Raw genomic sequence first — 18,568 nt, forward strand, 5'->3', positions numbered from 1 at the left:
CGGCGGCGCCTTCTCCGGATGGGCTGCGGCGAACCTGCGCGAGGGCCAGACGCTGGACGTGATGCCGCCGCAGGGCCGCTTCACGATCGAGCCCGATGCGGCGGCGCGCCGCCACGTGCTCTTCATCGCCGCGGGCAGCGGCATCACACCGGTGCTCTCGCTGGTCAAGACGCTGCTGGCGCGCGAGCCGGGCACCCGCTGCACGCTGGTCTACGGCAACCGGCGCATCGCCTCGATGATGTTCAAGGAAGAGCTGGAGGACCTGAAGGACCGCCACCTGAACCGCTTCACGCTGCTGCCGGTGTTCTCGCGCGAGGCGCAGGACGCGCCGCTGTTCAACGGCCGGCTCGACGAAGCGCGCATCGCAGAGTTCCTGCGCACGCTGGTGCCGGCCGACGGCATCGACGAAGCCTTCGTCTGCGGCCCGGCCGGCATGCTCGACGGCGCGGTGGCGGCGCTCGCCGGCGCGGGCATCGCCGCGCAGCACATCCACGTGGAGCGCTTCGGCGATGTCAACGCCGCGGCGGCCCACCATGTCGAAGAGGGTGACGCCGACCACGCCAAGGTCACGCTGGTCATCGACGGGTTGCAGCGCCAGGTGGAGTTCCGCCTCAGCGACCTGTCCATCCTCGACGCCGCGCGGCGCACCGGGCTCGACGTGCCCTACGCCTGCAAGGCCGGCGTCTGCTCGACCTGCAAGGGCAAGGTGCTCGACGGCCAGGTGCGCATGGACCGCAACCTCGCACTCAACGAGGCGGAGGTGGCGCAGGGCTTCGTGCTGTGCTGCCAGGCCCATCCGACGACGCCGAGCGTCACGATCACGCTGGACGAGCGATAGACGAAGACGATGGCCCGAGGACGCTCCGCCGACTACGACCTCAACCGCGAGTCCATCGTGCGAACCGCCACGCGGCTGTTCGCGCAGCAGGGTTACCCCGGCACCTCGATGAGCGATCTGGCCAAGGCCTGCGGCATCTCCAAGCCACTGCTGTACCACTACGTCAGCGACAAGTACGAACTGCTGCGCGAGATCACCGACGGCCACGTGACTCGGCTGGAGGCGCTGGTCGGCGAGGTCGAGGCCCTGAAGCTGGCGCCGCCGGCACGGCTGCGCGAGCTGATCCGCCGCTTCGTGCACGAGTACGCGCAGGCCCGCCACGACCATGGCGTGCTGACCCAGGACGTCAAGTTCCTCGAGCCGCGCGACCGAAACCGCGTGCTGCGCAAGGAGCGCGCCGTGGTGGCTGCCTTCGCCGCCACCATCGCCGAGGCGCGGCCGGATCTGGCGCAAGCCGCGCTGGCCAAGCCGCTGACCATGCTGCTGTTCGGCATGATCAACTGGATGTTCACCTGGCTGAAGCCCGAGGGCACGCTCGGCCACGACGACATGGCACCGATCGTCGCCGACCTCTTCCTCGGCGGCCTGGGCGCCGTGCAGGCACCCGCGACCACCGTGTTAGCCCCGAACTGATTCGTCGACCGATCAGTCGATAATTCCGCCACCCCTCTTCCAGGAGACAAGCGATGAAATTCCAACGCCTCGTGCTGAGCGCGACGATAGCCCTGCTCGCCGCCAGCGGCGCCGCCCGGGCCGACATCACCGTCGGCGTCACCGTCTCGGCCACCGGCCCAGCCGCGTCGCTGGGCATCCCCGAGAAGAACACCGTCGAGCTGATGCCCAAGACGATCGCGGGCCAGAAGGTCAGGTACATCGTGCTCGACGACGGCTCCGACACGACCAAGGCGGTGGCCAATACGCGCAAGCTGATCACCGAGGACAAGGTCGACATCGTGCTCGGCTCGACCATCACGCCGAACTCGCTGGCGATGATCGACGTGGTCGCCGAGAACCAGGTGCCGATGATCTCGATGGCCGCCTCGGCGCGCATCGTCGAGCCGGTGGACGCCAAGCGCCGCTGGGTGTTCAAGACGCCGCAGAACGACATCATGATGTCGCTGGCCATTGCCACCCACATGGCCAACAGCGGCGTCAAGACGGTCGGCTTCATCGGCTTCGCCGACGCCTACGGCGAAGGCTGGTACGGCGAGTTCTCCAAGGTCGCGCCGATCAAGGGCCTGCAGATCGTCGCCAACGAGCGCTATGCACGCACCGACACCGCTGTCACCGGCCAGGTGCTGAAGATCATGGCGGCCAAGCCCGATGCGATCCTGGTCGCCGGCTCGGGGACGCCCGCGGCGCTGCCGCAGAAGACGCTCAAGGAGCGTGGCTACACCGGCAAGTACTACCAGACGCACGGCGTGGCGAACAGCGACTTCCTGCGTGTCGGCGGCAAGGACGTGGACGACACCTTCCTGCCCGCCGGCCCGGTGCTGGTGGCCGACCAGTTGCCCGCCTCGCACCCGGTGCGCAAGACGGCGCAGGCCTACGTTGCCACTTACGAGGCGGCCCACGGCAAGGGTTCGGTCTCGACCTTCGGCGCGCACGCCTGGGATGCCGGGGTGCTGATGGCCGCCGCGGTGCCAGCGGCACTGAAGAAGGCCCAGCCGGGCACGCAGGCGTTCCGCGTGGCGCTGCGCGACGCGCTCGAGCAGGTCAAGGACGTGGCCGGCGCCCACGGCATCTTCACGATGTCGCCGACCGACCACCTCGGCCTGGATCAGCGCGCCTACGTGATGGTGAAGATCCAGAACGGCGCCTGGAAGTACCAGCCCTGACAGCAGAACACTTCGATGCGGTGATCGTCGGCGCGGGAGCGGCCGGCCTTCACTGCGCGGCGATGGCCGGGCAGCTCGGCGCGAAGGTGCTGCTGCTCGACCATGCGCCCAAGGTGGCGGAGAAGATCCGCATCTCCGGCGGCGGGCGCTGCAACTTCACGAATCGTGAGGCCACGCCCGCCAACTTCCTTTCCGAGAACCCGCACTTCTGCCGCTCGGCGCTGGCGCGCTACACCCCGGCGGACTTCATCGCGCTGGTCGAGCGCCACGGCATCCGCTGGCACGAGAAGCACAAGGGTCAGCTGTTCTGCGACCGCTCGGCCGAGGACATCATCACCATGCTGCTGACCGAGTGCGAGGCCGGCGGGGTGGTGCGGCGCCAGCCCTGCGCGGTGCGCGAGGTGCGGCGAGCCGGCGACGGTTTCGAGCTCGACACCGACGGCGGCCCGGTCGCCACCGCGAGACTCGTCGTCGCCACCGGCGGCCTGTCGATTCCCAAGATCGGTGCCACCGACTTCGGCCATCGCCTGGCGATGCGCTTTGGCCATCGCATCGTCGAGACACGCCCCGGCCTGGTACCGCTGACCTTCGACGGCACGGTCTGGGCCCCCTTCGTGCCGCTGGCCGGCATCTCGCTGGAGGTCGGCATCGAGGCCGGCAGCGGCAAGGCGCGCGGGCGATTCCTCGAAGACCTGCTCTTCACCCACCGAGGCCTGAGCGGCCCGGCGGTGCTGCAGGCCTCCAGCTACTGGCACGAGGGCGAGCCGCTGCGCATCGACCTGGCCCATGGCCATGAGCTTGCCGACCCATTGCTGGCCGCCAAGCGCGGCTCGCGCCGCCAGCTCGGCAACGAACTGGCCGAGCTGCTGCCGCGCCGCCTGGCCGAGGCCTGGCTGGCCGCGCGCCCCGGCTGGGCCGCCCGGCCGGTGGCCGAGATGCGTGACGCCGACCTGCGCGAACTCGCCGCCGGCCTGCAGGGCTGGGAAATCCGGCCCGCCGGCAGCGAGGGCTACCGCAAGGCCGAAGTGACGCTGGGCGGCGTCGATACCCGCGAACTCAGTTCGCAGACGATGGAAAGCCGGCTCGTGCCAGGACTGTTCTTCATCGGCGAGGTGGTCGACGTCACTGGCTGGCTCGGCGGTTACAACTTCCAGTGGGCCTGGGCCAGCGCGGCAGCCTGCGCCAGGGCGCTGGGAGCCGCTGTGGGGCCTAACTTGCACGGCTGAGTTTCCGACATATAATCGACGTCTTTGCTGGCAAACCCGCGCCGCGATTGCGGCGACAGATCCTGGCAGGAACTCCGGACCCTCCGGCCAGGAACGCGTCGCAACACCGAGCGCAATTCAACCCTTTCATCTGTACATGACTACGATTCGCGTCAAAGAAAACGAGCCGTTCGACGTGGCACTGCGCCGCTTCAAGCGCACCATCGAGAAACTCGGGCTGCTGACCGACCTGCGCGCCCGCGAGTTCTACGAGAAGCCCACCGCCGAGCGCAAGCGCAAGAAGGCCGCGGCCGTCAAGCGCCATTTCAAGCGCGTTCGCAGCATGCAGCTGCCCAAGAAGCTGTACTGAGCTTCCGGCCGCATCACCGAAGCCCGCACCCTTGCGGGCTTTGTCGCTTCTGGAGTCGCCATGAGCCTGAAAGACCGCATCACCGAAGACATGAAGGCCGCGATGCGCGCCAAGGAAGCCGCCCGGCTGCTGACCATCCGCGGCCTGATGGCGGCGATGAAGCAGAAGGAAGTCGACGAGCGCATAGAGCTCGATGACGTGGCGATCGTCGGCATCGTCGACAAGCTGATCAAGCAGCGCAAGGACTCGATCTCGCAGTTCGCCGCTGCCGGCCGCACCGACCTGGTCGACAAGGAAACCGCCGAACTGCAGGTGCTCGAGGGCTATCTTCCCGCGCGCCTGTCGGCCGAGGAAGTCGCCGCGCAGGTGGCCGCCATCGTCGCCGAGCTGGGCGCCGCCGGACCGGGCGACATGGGCAAGGTGATGGGCGCCGCGAAAACCAGGCTCGCCGGCAAGGCGGACATGGCGCAAGTGTCGGCGGCGGTGAAGCAGGCCCTTTCGCGTTGAGGTGAGACGAGCATGATCCCGACCCGCCAGCTGCTGCGCAACGTGGCTCCCGACGTCTGCGTCGCCCCGCAACTCGAACCGGCGGCGATGGCCGAACTGGCTGCGATGGGCTTCAAGAGCGTCGTCAACAACCGGCCCGACTTCGAAGAGGGGCCGCACCAGCCGACCAGCGTGCAGATGGAGGCCGCAGCGAAGGCCGCCGGCCTCGCCTACGCCTACCTGCCGGTGCAGCCGGCCTACCAGTCGCCCGAGCAGATCGCGCGCATGGCCGAGCTGCTGGCCGCGCTGCCACGGCCGATGGTGGCCTTCTGCCGCAGCGGCACACGCTCGGGCAAGCTCTACCAGGCTGCGCTCGCGCGCTGAGGCCGGCGCGCCGCGCTGCCGCCTGCCCCAGCCATGCGCCCGCGTTCGAAATTCCTGCTGCTGGCGATCCTGCCGCTGCTGCTGACGCTGGCGCTGATCGCACTGGCGATGCACCGGCAGCAGCAGGACCTGCTGCGCCGCGAACGGCAGGTGATCGAATCGGCCACCATCGCTGCGAAGGAAGCCGAGCTGCTCCATCTCGTCGGCATGGCGCGCAGCGTGCTCACGCCGCTGTACGACACGCGCCGCGACGATGCGCAGACCCTGCATCAGGCGCTGCGCCTGCTGGCCGAGATGGACTACGGCATCGACGGCTACTTCTTCGCCTTCGACACCGGCGGCCGCAACCTGCTGCACCCGCGCCAGCCCGAACTGCAGGACCAGGACCTGTGGGAGCTGCGTGACGCCGCCGGTGTGCCGGTGATCCGTGATCTGATCGCCCGTGCCCACGAGGGCGGCGGGTTCGTTCGCTACCTGTGGGACAAGCCTTCCACGCGGACGACCACGCCCAAGCTCGCCTATGCGGTCTCGCTGCCGCGCTGGAACATGGTGATCGGCACCGGCGTCTACCTCGACGACATCCAGGCCACGCTGGACCGGCTCGACGCCCAGGTCGACGAGAACGTCTCGACCACGATGTGGTGGCTCGCCGCCATCGCCCTGCTGGGCGTGGTGCTGATCGGCGGCAGCGGCATGCTGCTGAACCTCAGCGACGCGCGCGTGGCCGATGCCAAGCTGCGCAACCTCGCGCGGCAGGTGGTGAAGTCGCAGGAGGACGAACGCGCCCACCTGTCGCGCGAGCTGCACGACAGCACCAGCCAGACGCTGGTGTCGATCAAGCTACTGCTCGAATCGGCCGCCAGCCAGCTCGGCCGCGAGCAGACGCCTGCGGCATTGCAGCGCGCCATCCAGCGCCTCGGCGACGCGCTGCACGAGGTGCGCCGCATCTCGCACCGGCTGCGGCCGGCGGAGCTCGACACGCTGGGCCTGCCCGCCGCTCTGGACGACCTCGCCGAGGAGTTCAACCAGCATGGCCGCGTGCGCGTGGTGCTGCGCCTGTGGGGCGAGGCGGATCCACTGCCTGACGAGGTCAACACGGTGTTGTTCCGCGTCGTGCAGGAGTCGCTGACAAACATCGAGAAGCATGCCGGCGCCACACGCGTGCAGGTGCGGCTGATCTTCCATGCCGGCGGCCTGCGGCTGCGCATCGTCGACGACGGCATCGGCTTCGACGTGCCGGCGATCCGCGTCGATCCGCGGCGCGGCATCGGGCTGCGCAACATGCGCGAGCGTGTCGAGTCGATCGGCGGAACCTTCACCATCGATTCGCGCCCTGGCCGCACGGCCGTGCTCGCGATCCTGCCGGGCGAGGCGATTGCACGCCTGCAGCCGGCGTTGCAAAGGCACGCCGCATGAGCGCCACCCGCATCCTGCTCGTCGACGATCATCCGCTCGTGCGCGAGGGCCTGCGCGCGCGCCTGGCCGACGTGCCAGGCATCGCTGTGGTCGGCGAAGCGGGCGATGCCGAGCAGGCGTTTGCGCGTGTCGACATGCTGCGCCCCGACCTGGTGCTGATGGACGTCGGCATGAAGCAGGTCAACGGCATCGAGCTGACCGCGCGCCTGCGCGAGCGCCACCCCGAGCTGCGCGTGCTGATGCTGAGCATGTACGACAACCCGGAGTACGTGCATCGTGCGCTGGCCGCCGGTGCGATGGGCTACGTGCTGAAGGAGGCTCCCTCGGAGGAGATCGTCGAGGCCATCCTCGCCGTCGCGGCCGGGCGCCACTTTCTCGGCGCCGGCCTGGCGGCGCGCGGCGGGCCCTCCGCCGACGAACGCCCGCTTCTCTCGGTTCGGGAGACCGAGATCCTGCGCTGCCTGGCCCGCGGCATGGCCAGCAAGCAGGTCGCGGAAGCGCTCGACATGAGCGTGCGCACGGTCGAGACCCACCGACAGAACATCCGCCGCAAGCTCGGCCTGGCCGGGCAGGCCGAGCTGATCAAGTACGCCGTCGAGCACTGCGGCAGCCTCGGTCCTGCGTAATTCCACGTACCGGTTTCACCCGTTGCGAAGCAGGGGCGAACGCGGTCTGATCGGCACAATGCGGCCCCTGCCGTGCGACCTCCGGAGACACCCTTGAACGCCCTCCTGCCCCTGTCGGCCCTGATCGACCGGATCAACGACCGGATCGGCCAGCTGATCCGCTGGTTCGTGCTCGCCGCCGTGCTGATCAGCGCCCTCAACGCCATTGTCCGCAAGACCTTCAACATCAGCTCGAACGCCTTCCTCGAAGTGCAGTGGTACCTGTTCGCCGGGGTGTTCATGCTCGGCGCAGGTTATGCCTTCCTGCGCAACGTGCACGTGCGCATCGACTTCATCTCGTCCAAGCTGTCCAAGCGCACCAACGCGATCATCGACTCGCTGGGCATCGTGGTCTTCCTGATCCCGCTGTGCCTGATCCTGATCACGCTGAGCTGGCCGTTCTTCGTCAACGCCTGGAACAGCGGCGAGATGTCGCAGAACGCCGGCGGCCTGATCCGCTGGCCCGCCTACCTGCTCATCCCGGTGGGCTTCAGCATCCTGCTCGCGCAGGGCATCTCCGAGCTGATCAAGCGCATCGCCTTCCTCCAAGGGGCGATCCCGGAACCGTTCAGTGTCGAGCAGCACAAGTCCGACGAGGAACTGCTCGCCGAGGAACTGGCCGCCGAGGCCGAGAAGCACGAGCGTGAACTGGCCGCGGCGCAGGGTGCCGCGGGCGCCACGAGCAACAACAACACCCAGGGGCGCTGAATGGTCGAGTTCATCACCCAGAACTTCGTCCCGCTGATGTTCGCGGGGCTGTTCGTCTTCCTGCTCTCCGGCATCCCGGTTGCCTTCGGCCTGGCCGCCACCGGGCTGCTATTCGGCTTCATCGGCATGGAGGCCGGCCTGTTCGGCGCCAACCTGTTCCAGGCGCTGCCGCAGCGGGTGTTCGGCATCATGCAGAACGACACCCTGCTGGCGATTCCGTTCTTCACCTTCATGGGCATCATCCTCGAGCGCTCGGGCATGGCCGAGGACCTGCTCGAGACCGTCGGGCAGGTGTTCGGCCCGCTGCGCGGCGGCCTGGCGGTGGCGGTGATCCTGGTCGGCGCACTGCTCGCCGCGACCACCGGCGTGGTCGCCGCGGCGGTGATCAGCATGGGCCTGATCTCGCTGCCCATCATGCTGCGCTACGGCTACAACCGCACCATCGCCACCGGCACCATCACCGCCTCGGGCACGCTGGCGCAGGCCATCCCGCCGTCGCTGGTGCTGATCGTGCTGGCCGACCAGCTGGGCCGCTCGGTCGGCGACATGTACTCCGGCGCGCTGATCCCCGGCCTGCTGCTGGTCGGCCTGTACCTCGCCTTCGTCGTGGTCGTCGCCATCGTCAAGCCTTCGTGGGTGCCGGCGCTGCCGGCCGAGGCGCGCATCTACCGCGAGGCCAACGGCTCCAGCGGCCACCTGTCGCTGCTGGCCTTGCTGGCACTGTGCGGCGCGGCGGGCTGGGCCTGGTCGCGGATGCACCAGTCGATCATCAACCCGCTGATCGACCGGCAGCTGCCCGCCCCCGGCGACGAGATCCTGATCATGTCGATGACGGTCGCCTCGCTGCTCGCGCTGGCGCTCGCGCTGCTCAACAAAGGGCTGAGGATCGGCCTGCTGTCGCGCCTGACCGAGCAGGTGACCTTCGTGCTGATCCCGCCGCTGGTGCTGATCTTCCTCGTGCTGGGCACCATCTTCCTGGGCATCGCCACGCCGACCGAAGGCGGCGCGATGGGCGCGCTGGGCGCGCTGATCATGGCGCTCGGGCGCCGCCGCATCAACGGCAAGCTGCTGATCCAGGCGCTGGACAACACCTCGCGGCTGTCGGTGTTCGTGCTCTTCATCCTGATCGGCTCGACGGTGTTCAGTTTCACCTTCAACGCCGCCGACGGCCACATCTGGGTGGAGCACCTGTTCGACAACATGCCCGGCGGTGCGCTGGGCTTCCTGATCGTCGTGAACGTCCTGGTGTTCATCCTGGGCATGTTCATCGACTTCTTCGAGATCGCCTTCATCGTGATCCCGATCCTGGCGCCGGTGGCCGACAAGATCCTGCCCGAGTTGCTGCCCCCCGGCACGCCGCCGGAGATGACGCTGGTCTGGTTCGGGGTGGTCATCGCGATGAACCTGCAGACTTCGTTCCTGACGCCGCCATTCGGCTTCGCCCTCTTCTACCTGCGCAGCGTGGCGGCCAAGAAGGACTACAAGGACCGCATCACCGGCGAGACGATTCCGGCCGTCACCACCACGCAGATCTACAAGGGCTCGATCGCCTTCATCGTCCTGCAGGTGGTCATGGTCGCCGCGGTGATCAGCTTTCCGACGCTGGTCACCGGCGGCATCGAGAAGACCGTGACCATCGATGCCGACAAGGCGCTGGAGCAGTTGCAGATGCGCGAGGAGGCCGAGGAAGAGAAGCCCGAGCCGACCATGCCCGGCGCGCCGGGTTACGACACCGGCAGCGCTGCGCCGAGCAGCCCCGCCGAGCCGGACAAGGAAGACCCGATGAAGGGCCTGCTCGAGTCGATGAAGGAAGACCAGAAGAAGAAGTAGCGCAGACCGGCATGGCGCAGAATACGCGCCGCCGGCCCATGAAAAAGCCCCGCCGAGGCGGGGCTTTCTTCTGGCCGGAGCGAACCGGTTCAGAGCTTCTGCGACTGCATGAAGTCGTCGAAGCCCGACTCGGTGAAGCGGAACCAGAGGTTGGCGTCGCGGCGGAAGTTCGAGTAGTCGTCGTAGATCTTCTTCCAGGCCGGGTTGCTGGCGTTCAGCTCGGCGTACACCTCCATCGCGCCCTTGAACGCACCTTCCATCACGTCCTTCGGGAAGCGGAACAGCTTGGTGCCCTGGCTGACCAGCGTCTTCAGCGCCGCCGGGTTGCGGGCGTCGTAACGTGCCTGCATCTCGACGTGGGCATAGGCCGCGGCGCTCTCGATGATCGCCTTGTACTCGGCGGACAGGCCTTCGTAGGCCTTGGAGTTGACGTACAGCGAGAGCTGCGGGCCGCCTTCCCACCAGCCGGGGTAGTAGTAGTTCGGCGCGACCTTGTTGAAGCCGAGCTTCAGGTCGTCGTACGGGCCCACCCACTCGGCCGCGTCGATCGTGCCCTTCTCCAGCGCCTGGTAGATCTCGCCGCCGGGGATGTTCTGCGGCACGCCGCCGATGCGCTCGAGCACCTTGCCGCCGAAGCCGCCGATGCGCATCTTCAGGCCCTTCACGTCGGCCAGCGACTTGATCTCCTTGCGGTACCAGCCGCCCATCTGGGCGCCGGTGTTGCCCATCGGGAAGTTGATGATGTTCGACTTGGCGTAGAACTCGCGCGTCAGCTTCAGGCCGTTGCCCTCGTACATCCAGGCCGTCATCTGGCGGCTGTTCAGGCCGAAGGGGATGGCGCAGTCCAGCGCGTAGGTCGGGTCCTTGCCGAAGAAGTAGTACGGCGCGGTGTGGGCCATCTCGACGGTGGCGTTGGCCACGCCGTCGAGCACGCCGAACGGGGGCATCAGTTCGCCGCCGGCATGCACCGAGATCTGGAACTTGCCGCCGGACATCTCGCCGACCTTCTTGGCCATCACTTCGGCGGCGCCGAAGATGGTGTCCAGCGCCTTCGGGAAGCTGGACGCCAGGCGCCAGCGGATGTTGGCCTGGGCGTGGACGATGGCCGGTGCCATGCCGGCCGCAAGCACGCCGGCGAGGCCGGCACCTTGAACGAATGAGCGACGTTCCATGCGTGTTCTCCTGTGGTGGATACGCGTGAGAGAGGGGTTAGAGCGCAGAAATTTTAGGAGGGGCACCATACCCCCCCGCCCGGTGTTTACCCCTCCGCGAAACTACGTGCCCCGCGGCTGCGGGAGGCGGTCAACTGCCGGCCAGTTTCATGCGTTCGACCAGCACCGAGCCGAGGGTGCGGCTGCCGGCCGTGTAGACGTCGGCGCCGACGGCAACGACGCCCTTGAGCATGTCGCGCAGGTTGCCGGCGATGGTGATCTCGTGCACCGGGTAGGCGATGCGGCCGCCCTCGACCCAGAAGCCCGCGGCGCCGCGTGAGTAGTCACCGGTGACCTGGTTGACGCCCTGCCCCATCAGCTCGATGACGAACAGGCCGCGATGGAGCTTCTTGAGCATCGCCTCGAGGTCGTCACCCGGCTGCGTGAGGCGGCTGGTCAGCGTCAGGTTCTGCGAGCCGCCGGCGTGGCCGGTGGTTCGCATGCCGAGCTTGCGCGCCGAGTAGCTCGACAGGAAGTAGCCCTGCAGCACCCCGGCCTTGACGACCTCGCGGGCGCGGGTGACCACGCCCTCGTCGTCGAACGGCGCGCTGCCCTTGCCGCGCAGCACGTGCGGGTCTTCGTGCACGTCGAGGTGCGGCGCCATCACCTCCTTGCCCAGGCTGTCGAGCAGGAAGCTGGACTTGCGGTACAGCGCGCCGCCGCTGACCGCGCCGACCAGCGAGCCGAGCAGGCCGGAGGCCACGGTCGACTCGAACAGCACCGGCACCTCGGCGGTGGCAACCTTGCGGCTGGCCAGGCGCGACAGCGCACGCTCGGCAGCGTAGCGGCCGACGGCTTCCGGCGCAGCCAGGTCGTCGGGCGAACGCATCGAGCTGTACCAGGCATCGCGCTGCATGTCGTCGCCACGCTTGCCGGGCAGCGAGGCGATCGGCGCGACCGACAGCGAGTGGCGCGAACTCGCGTAGCCGCCACGGAAGCCGCGGCTGTTGGCCATGAAGAAGTGAGACTGCTGCGCCGACACGCCGGCGCCATCGGAATTGGTGATGCGGCGGTCGACCTCCAGCGCGGCGGCCTCGCAGCGCTGCGCGATCTCCACCGCCTGCTCGGCGACGATGGCCCAGGGGTGGAACAGGTCGAGGTCACGCTCGGCCAGGGCACCGAAGGCGAGGTCTTCCACCTCGGGCAGGCCGGCAGCCGGGTCTTCGGCGGTGAAGCGGGCGATGTCGTGCGCGGCGCGCACCGTCTGCTCGAGCGCGCTGCGCGAGAAGTCGGAGGTACTGGCGTTGCCGCGCCGCCTGCCGACGTAGACCGTCACGCCCAGCGACTTGTCGCGGTTGCGCTCGACGTTCTCGACCTCGCCCTTGCGCACGCTGACCGACAGTCCGACGCCCTCGGACACCTCGGCGCCGGCCTCGCTCGCGCCCAGCGACTTCGCCACGGCCAGCGCGTCTTCGGCGAGTTGCTGGAACTGGTCGCGCGTGTGGGCGAAGCCGCGGGCGTTCTTGTCGGTCATGGAGTGGGCGTGGCAGCAGGCTCGGGGGAAGGCGCGGGCTATCATAACCATGCCCCCTCGCGCGCTGCGGCGCGTCCTCCCTCATGGCCAGCCACGACCCCTTCACCGACACCAGCGACGCCGTCGACCCCGACGAGCGCCCCAGCAAGACCCAGCGCAAGAAGGCCTCGCACGAACTGCAGGACCTCGGCCAGGCGCTGGTCGACCTGCCCGAATCGCGCGTCAAGGACCTGGCCATCCCCGAGAACCTGCGCGACGCGGTGCACCAGTACCGCCGTACCAGGACGCACGAAGGCCGGCGCCGGCAGATGCAGTACATCGGCAAGCTGATGCGCGGCGTCGACACCGACCCGATCCGCCAGGCGGTGATCGACATGCAGCTTGGCCGCGCCAAGGACTCGCTGGCGCTGCACGAAGCCGAGCGCTGGCGCGCCGAGCTGGTGGCCAGCGACGATGCCGTCACCGGCTTCCTCGCCGAACACCCGCAGACTGACACGCAGCAGCTGCGCAGCCTGATCCGCAGCGCGCGCAAGGACGCCTCGCTCTCGCCCGAGCAGCGCAGCGGCCGCGCCTTCCGCGAGCTGTTCCAGTTCATCAAGCAGGCCCGCGACCACCATGAGTGAAGCGACTTTCGACGCCGTGCGCATCGGCGTGGTCTCCGTCAGCGACCGCGCCTCCACCGGCGTCTACGAGGACAAGGGCATCCCGGCGCTGCAAGACTGGCTCAAGCGGGCGCTGCGCAACCCGATCACCTGGGAGACGCGGCTGATCCCCGACGAGCAGGACGGCATCAGCGCCGCGCTGCGCGAGCTGGTCGACGTGGCGAGGTGTGACCTGGTCCTGACCACCGGCGGCACCGGCCCGGCGCCGCGCGATGTGACACCCGAAGCGACGCTCGCGGTGGCTGACAAGGTGATGCCCGGCTTCGGCGAACAGATGCGCCAGATCAGCCTGAACTTCGTGGCCACCGCGATCCTGTCGCGCCAGGTGGCGGTGATCCGCGGCAAGGCGCTGATCATCAACCTGCCGGGCCAGCCGAAGTCGATCGCCGAGACACTCGAGGGATTGAAGGACCGTGGCGTGCATGGCATCTTCGCCGCCGTGCCCTACTGCATCGACCTGATCGGTGGCCCCTACCTCGAGACCGACGAAGCAGTCTGCAAGGCCTTCCGCCCGAAGAACGCGATCCGCCCGCCTCGCTGATGAAACCCCTCCTGCGCCACGCCGTCGCCCTTGCCTGCCTGGCCGCGATGGCCGGTGCGCTCGCGCAGGAACCCATCGTCGAGTACCGCGTCAGCGAGCGCGACACGCTGATCGGCCTGTCGCAGTCGGTGTTCGTCAGCCCGCAGGCCTGGCGCGAGATCGCTCGCCTGAACCGGCTGCCGAACCCGGACCTCATCCGCCCCGGCCAGGTACTGCGTGTGCCGGCGCGGCTGATGCGCATGCGGCCCGTGCCGGCCACCTTGGCCAGCAGCGTCGGCGAGGTTCGCGTCGGCGGCGCTGCGGCCTCTGCCGGCACGGCACTGGCCGAAGGCCAGCAGCTCGAGACCGGCGCCAACGGCTCGGCCGTGCTGGCACTGGCCGACGGTTCGCGGGTGCGCGTGCCGCCGTCCAGCCTGGCGGAGATCGTCGCCAGCCGCGGCCCCGGCGCGACCGATGCGCAGGCCGCGAAGCTCGCCGGCGACGGCTGGTTCACCGGCGCGCTGCGCATGCTGCGCGGTTCGGTGGAGGTGCTGGCCGCGAAGATCAGGCGCAGCCAGCCGCTGGAGGTGACCACGCCCACGGCGGTGGTCGGCGTGCGCGGCACGCAATACCGCGTCTCGCTCGACGGCGAGACGAATGCGACACGCAGCGAGGTGCTGGACGGCCAGGTGAAGTTCGAGTCGGCGCAGCGCAGCGTGGCCACCGACCTCACCGCCGGCTTCGGCGCCGCGATCGACGCCACTGCGAAGAAGCCAGAACCGGTCAAGCTGCTGCCCGCACCGGATCTCGCTGCCATGCCGGAACGTTTCGAGCGGCCGCTGGTGCGTTTTGCCTTGCCCACGGAGCGCGACACGGTTCGTGTGCAGGTCGCGCAGGACGAAGCCTTCGAACGCATCGTCAACGACAGCAAGGTGATCGCCGGCAGCGACCTGCGCATCGCCGGGCTGGACGATGCTCGCTGGTTCCTGCGGGCGCGCCGGCTCGACGGCCAGGGCATCGAGGGCTACGACGCGGTGCGCCCCTTCGTGCTGAAGGCACGACCCGAGCCGCCGGCCTCGAACACGCCGCGCGCCGGCGGCAAGCAGTCGCTCGGCCCGGTAGAGTTCCAGTGGTCGCCGAACATCGAGGCGAAGACGGCGCGGCTGCAGGTCGCGCGCGACGAATCGTTCAAGGACATCGTCGCCGAGCGCGAGGGCGTGGACGGCACGCGGCTGACGCTCGATCTGGGCGGCGCCGGCGTCTACTTCTGGCGGCTGGCGAGCACACGCGCCGACGGCGACAAGGGCCCGTTCGGCGACCCGCAGCGCTTCGAGCTGCGCCCGCTGCCCGAGCCGCCCAAGGGTGGGCTGGGCGACGACGGCAAGTCACTGACGCTGGCCTGGAGCGGCCGCCCCGAGGACACCCAGCATGTCGAACTGGCGCGCGACCCTGCTTTCAAGGAGATCGTCGCGCAGGCCGACCTGAGCTCGCCGGAATGGACGCTGCCGCGCCCCTCGAGCAGCGGCACCTACTACTTCCGCTACCGCAGCATCGAGCCCGACGGCTTCGTCGGGCCCTACAGCTCGACGCTGCTCATCGAGGTGCCGCGCGACTGGCGCTACCTCTGGCTGCTGACGCCGCTGCTGATCCTGCTCTGAACCAAGCGCCGCCGAGAGGCTACTTGACGAGCCGGTTCAGGCGTTCGGCGTCGAACTGCTCGGTCGTGTGGGCCTCGTCGGGCACGCAGTCGGGCGTGGGCAGTTCGCGCGAGCGCTGCGACAGCTTCTCGATCGCCTGCCAGAGCAGCGCAATCTGGTGCTCGTGGCCGGAGGCGTTGTCGATCAGCCCCTTCATCGCCTGCGCCACCGGGTCGTCGCCCTGCGTGACGCCGTAGGCCGAGAAGCCCATGCGCGCCGAAGCCTCCTCGCGCGCCGCGTCGGCCCTGGCCTCGATGATGCGTGCCGGATTGCCGACCGCCGTGCCCCCCGCAGGCACCGGCTTGGTGACCACGGCGCCGGAGCCGATGCGCGCACCCGCGCCGACGGTGAAACCGCCGAGCACGCAGGCATTGGCGCCGACGATCACGCCGCGCTCCAGCGTCGGGTGGCGCTTGGCGCCACGCACGAGCGAGGTGCCGCCCAGCGTCACGCCCTGGTAGATGGTGCATTCGTCGTGGATCTCGGCCATCTCGCCGATCACGACGCCCATGCCGTGGTCGATGAAGACCCGCCGGCCGATGGTCGCGCCCGGGTGGATCTCGATGCCGGTCAGGAAGCGGCCCAGGTTCGACAGGAAGCGGCCCAGCCAGAACCACTGCGCCTTCCAGGCCTTGTGGGCCCAACGCTGGATCAGCAGCGCGTGCAGGCCCGGGTAACAGGTCAGCACCTCCCAGCGCGAGCGCGCCGCGGGGTCGCGCTCGAGGATGCAATCGATGTCTTCGCGCAGGCGCTGGAACATGGCTGATCTCGAGGAGGTGGGCAGTCAGTGTACCGGGGCCCGTACGACCCTGCTGGGGTCAGTCGCGCGCCTTCGACTGGCCGACGAAACGCGCGATGCCACGCAGAATGTCGACCTCCTCGCGGCTGAGCTGCGCGCGGTTGATCAACTGGTTCAGGCGCGGCATCAGCTTCTTCGGCGCGGCCGGGTCAAGAAATCCGATCTCCACCAGCGAGCGCTGCCAGTGGTCGAGCAGGCCCTGCACCGAGGCGGCGTCGGCCAGCGTCGGCTCGGTGGTGCGCGGCTCGACGTCGAAGCCGCCCAGTGCCTCGCGCCAGTCGTACGCGATGAGTTGCACCGCCTGGGCGAGGTTGAGCGAGCCGTAGTCGGCCCGCGTCGGGATGCTCAGGCAGGCATGGCAGCGGTAGACGTCCTCGTTGGCCATGCCGAAGCGCTCGGAGCCGAACAGGAAGGCGACGCGCTGCGCCGACGGCGCCAGCGTGGCGAACAGCTCGCGCGGCGCGAACGTCGGCGGGCCGAAGTCGCGCGGCGTCATCGCGGTGGCGCACAGGTGGGTCACGCCGTCCAGCGCCTCGGGCAGCGTGGCCACCACGCGGGCGGCGGCCAGCACGTCGGTGGCGCCGCTGGCCATCGCCACGGCCTCGTCGCGCGTCGCGGCGAGTGGATCGCGCGGCGCGACCAGCCACAGCTCGGAGAAACCCATCACCTTGATCGCCCGCGCCGCAGCGCCGACGTTGCCCGGATGGCTGGTGCCGATGAGGATGAAGCGTGTCGGGTCCGGGGTGGGCATGGGCGGGCGGCTAAAATCGCGATTATCCGCAGCGCCCCGAGCGCCGCCTTGCTCTTTCCTCCCCGCCGGTCCCTCTTCCCTTCCAGGTTGCCCCATGTCGCAAGCGCTCCACCCCATGCTCAACATCGCCATCAAGGCGGCACGCAGCGCCGGGGCCATCATCAACCGCGCCTCGCTCGACCTGGACCTGCTGAAGATCAACACCAAGGGACCGAACGACTTCGTCAGCGAGGTCGACCAGGCCGCCGAACAGGCCATCATCGAGACGCTGCTGACCGCCTACCCGGGCCACGGCATCCTGGCCGAAGAGTCCGGCCGCACGCACGGCGCTCGCGACAGCGACTACGTCTGGATCATCGATCCGCTGGACGGCACCACCAACTTCCTGCACGGATTCCCGGTCTACGCGGTGTCGATCGCGCTGGCCTTCCGCGGCCAGGTGCAGCAGGCGGTGGTCTACGACCCGACGCGCAACGACATGTTCTATGCCTCCAAGGGCCGTGGCGCGTTCCTGAATGACAAGCGGCTGCGCGCCTCCAAGCGCACGCGCCTGTCGGACTCGCTGATCGGCACCGGCTTTCCCTTCCGCAAGGGCGACAACTTCAAGCGCTACGTGCAGATGTTCGAGGAGGTCATGCAGCACTGCGCCGGCCTGCGCCGCCCGGGCGCCGCGGCGCTGGACCTGTGCTACGTCGCCGCCGGCTACTACGACGGCTTCTTCGAGACCGGCCTGAACCCCTGGGACATCGCCGCCGGCTCGCTGATCATCACCGAGGCGGGTGGCCTGATCGGCAACTTCACCGGCGAGGCCGACTACCTCTACCAGCGCGAGGTGGTGGCGGGCAACCCGAAGGTCTATGCGCAGCTGGTGCAGATCCTCGGCCCCTACAGCCGCGTGATCAAGGCCGACGAACCGGCCGCGGCCACGGCGGCCCCCACGGCACTGACGCCGGAACAGGCGCTGGCCGCCAGCGCTGCACCGGCGGCTGGCGACGCGGCGAAGAAGAGAGGCCCGGTGCGCATCCGCAAGGCGGACGTGGCGCGCGACGAAGACGCCCCGCTCTGACCGGCTGGAGCCCACCGCCGTGGACCAGCCCGTGACGGCCGCCTTCGACGGCCACACGCCGATGATGCAGCAGTACCTGCGCATCAAGGCCGACTTCCCCGACACGCTCGTCTTCTACCGGATGGGCGACTTCTACGAGCTGTTCTTCGAGGACGCCCGCCGCGCCAACCGCCTGCTCGACATCACGCTGACCAGCCGCGGCCAGAGCGCCGGCGAGCCGGTGGTGATGGCCGGCGTGCCGGTGCACTCGGTGGAGAGCTACCTCGCCAAGCTGATCCGCATGGGCGAGGCGGTGGCGATCTGCGAGCAGGTCGGCGACGTGGCGACCGCCAAGGGGCCGGTCGAGCGCAAGGTGGTGCGCGTGGTCACGCCGGGCACGGTGACCGACACCGAACTGCTGGCCGACAAGAGCGATTCGGTGCTGCTCGCGGTGTCGCGGCAAGGGAACACGTTCGGCCTCGCATGGCTGTCGCTGACGCAGGGCGAACTCGGCCTGACCGAGTGCGGCGAGCGTGAGCTGGCGGCCTGGCTGGCGCGGCTGCAGCCGAACGAGGTGCTGGTCGAGCGCGAGCATGGCAGCGAGGCGCTGGCGCAGTCGCGCGCGCCGCTGACGGCGCGCCCGGCGTGGCAGTTCGATTCGGCACTCGG

19 protein-coding genes and 1 pseudogene are annotated in these 18,568 nt (G+C 69.2%); 16 read left to right on the forward strand and 4 right to left on the reverse strand.

Features of this window, described 5'->3' with window-relative positions; genetic code table 11:
* From AAG801_RS29420 to AAG801_RS29470, 11 genes are all read left to right on the forward strand, one after another.
* Positions 1 to 838, forward strand: an 838-nt coding sequence (locus AAG801_RS29420; RefSeq protein WP_341891567.1) for a 2Fe-2S iron-sulfur cluster-binding protein, incomplete at its 5' end; no start/stop codon positions are given.
* A gap of 9 nt (positions 839 to 847) precedes the next feature.
* The gene (locus tag AAG801_RS29425) at positions 848 to 1,471 is read left to right on the forward strand and encodes a TetR/AcrR family transcriptional regulator (RefSeq protein WP_341891568.1); all 624 of its coding nucleotides are present in this window, start codon (positions 848 to 850) and stop codon (positions 1,469 to 1,471) included.
* A gap of 53 nt (positions 1,472 to 1,524) precedes the next feature.
* Positions 1,525 to 2,676, forward strand: coding sequence for an ABC transporter substrate-binding protein (locus AAG801_RS29430; RefSeq protein WP_341891569.1), 1,152 nt, complete (start codon positions 1,525 to 1,527; stop codon positions 2,674 to 2,676).
* Positions 2,673 to 3,902: an NAD(P)/FAD-dependent oxidoreductase gene (locus AAG801_RS29435; RefSeq protein WP_341891584.1), complete on the forward strand. Its 1,230-nt coding sequence runs from the start codon at positions 2,673 to 2,675 to the stop codon at positions 3,900 to 3,902. Before AAG801_RS29430 ends, AAG801_RS29435 begins: the two co-directional genes overlap by 4 nt.
* A gap of 136 nt (positions 3,903 to 4,038) precedes the next feature.
* Complete coding sequence (rpsU, locus tag AAG801_RS29440; protein WP_054018851.1) at positions 4,039 to 4,251, forward strand: 30S ribosomal protein S21; 213 nt, start codon at positions 4,039 to 4,041, stop codon at positions 4,249 to 4,251.
* Between the two features lie 60 nt (positions 4,252 to 4,311).
* On the forward strand, positions 4,312 to 4,758 hold the full coding sequence (locus tag AAG801_RS29445; RefSeq protein WP_341891570.1) for a GatB/YqeY domain-containing protein: 447 nt from the start codon (positions 4,312 to 4,314) through the stop codon (positions 4,756 to 4,758).
* Positions 4,759 to 4,770: 12 nt separating this feature from the next.
* Complete coding sequence (locus tag AAG801_RS29450) at positions 4,771 to 5,121, forward strand: TIGR01244 family sulfur transferase (RefSeq protein WP_341891571.1); 351 nt, start codon at positions 4,771 to 4,773, stop codon at positions 5,119 to 5,121.
* A 33-nt stretch (positions 5,122 to 5,154) separates the two neighbouring features.
* Positions 5,155 to 6,537 (forward strand): cache domain-containing protein, encoded by a 1,383-nt coding sequence (locus AAG801_RS29455; RefSeq protein ID WP_341891572.1) that lies wholly within the window; start codon positions 5,155 to 5,157, stop codon positions 6,535 to 6,537.
* On the forward strand, positions 6,534 to 7,163 hold the full coding sequence (locus AAG801_RS29460; RefSeq protein WP_341891573.1) for a response regulator transcription factor: 630 nt from the start codon (positions 6,534 to 6,536) through the stop codon (positions 7,161 to 7,163). Before AAG801_RS29455 ends, AAG801_RS29460 begins: the two co-directional genes overlap by 4 nt.
* A 93-nt stretch (positions 7,164 to 7,256) precedes the next feature.
* A complete protein-coding gene (locus tag AAG801_RS29465; RefSeq protein WP_341891574.1) occupies positions 7,257 to 7,910 on the forward strand; it encodes a TRAP transporter small permease subunit in 654 nt (217 codons plus the stop codon).
* Positions 7,911 to 9,740, forward strand: coding sequence for a TRAP transporter large permease subunit (locus AAG801_RS29470; protein WP_341891575.1), 1,830 nt, complete (start codon positions 7,911 to 7,913; stop codon positions 9,738 to 9,740).
* A gap of 89 nt (positions 9,741 to 9,829) precedes the next feature.
* Here AAG801_RS29470 and AAG801_RS29475 read toward each other — a convergent pair whose 3' ends face one another.
* Positions 9,830 to 10,912 (reverse strand): TRAP transporter substrate-binding protein, encoded by a 1,083-nt coding sequence (locus AAG801_RS29475; RefSeq protein ID WP_341891576.1) that lies wholly within the window; start codon positions 10,910 to 10,912, stop codon positions 9,830 to 9,832.
* A 130-nt stretch (positions 10,913 to 11,042) separates the two neighbouring features.
* Entirely contained in the window at positions 11,043 to 12,425 is a 1,383-nt protein-coding gene (gene pmbA, locus AAG801_RS29480; protein ID WP_341891577.1) for a metalloprotease PmbA, read from the reverse strand.
* An 83-nt stretch (positions 12,426 to 12,508) separates the two neighbouring features.
* On the opposite strand from pmbA, the gene yjgA reads away from it, so the two are divergent.
* From yjgA to AAG801_RS29495, 3 genes are read left to right on the forward strand one after another with little or no spacing between them, the layout of a single operon-like run.
* Positions 12,509 to 13,048, forward strand: coding sequence for a ribosome biogenesis factor YjgA (yjgA, locus tag AAG801_RS29485; RefSeq protein WP_341891578.1), 540 nt, complete (start codon positions 12,509 to 12,511; stop codon positions 13,046 to 13,048).
* Positions 13,041 to 13,628, forward strand: coding sequence for a molybdopterin adenylyltransferase (mog, locus tag AAG801_RS29490; RefSeq protein WP_341891579.1), 588 nt, complete (start codon positions 13,041 to 13,043; stop codon positions 13,626 to 13,628). Before yjgA ends, mog begins: the two co-directional genes overlap by 8 nt.
* Positions 13,628 to 15,265 (forward strand): FecR domain-containing protein, encoded by a 1,638-nt coding sequence (locus tag AAG801_RS29495; RefSeq protein ID WP_341891580.1) that lies wholly within the window; start codon positions 13,628 to 13,630, stop codon positions 15,263 to 15,265. The genes mog and AAG801_RS29495 overlap by 1 nt, the downstream gene beginning before the upstream one ends.
* Before the next feature lie 19 nt (positions 15,266 to 15,284).
* On the opposite strand, the gene cysE is transcribed toward AAG801_RS29495, so the two are convergent.
* A complete protein-coding gene (cysE, locus tag AAG801_RS29500; protein WP_341891581.1) occupies positions 15,285 to 16,064 on the reverse strand; it encodes a serine O-acetyltransferase in 780 nt (259 codons plus the stop codon).
* Between the two features lie 58 nt (positions 16,065 to 16,122).
* Positions 16,123 to 16,854, reverse strand: coding sequence for an RNA methyltransferase (locus AAG801_RS29505; protein WP_341891582.1), 732 nt, complete (start codon positions 16,852 to 16,854; stop codon positions 16,123 to 16,125).
* A gap of 94 nt (positions 16,855 to 16,948) precedes the next feature.
* Here AAG801_RS29505 and AAG801_RS29510 point away from each other — a divergent pair, with 94 nt between their 5' ends.
* On the forward strand, positions 16,949 to 17,920 hold the full coding sequence (locus AAG801_RS29510) for an inositol monophosphatase family protein (RefSeq protein WP_341891583.1): 972 nt from the start codon (positions 16,949 to 16,951) through the stop codon (positions 17,918 to 17,920).
* Positions 17,921 to 17,981: 61 nt separating this feature from the next.
* Positions 17,982 to 18,568: pseudogene (locus AAG801_RS29515) on the forward strand (DNA mismatch repair protein MutS); the annotation flags it as partial.

The sequence above is a fragment of the Variovorax sp. YR752 genome (assembly GCF_943372545.1).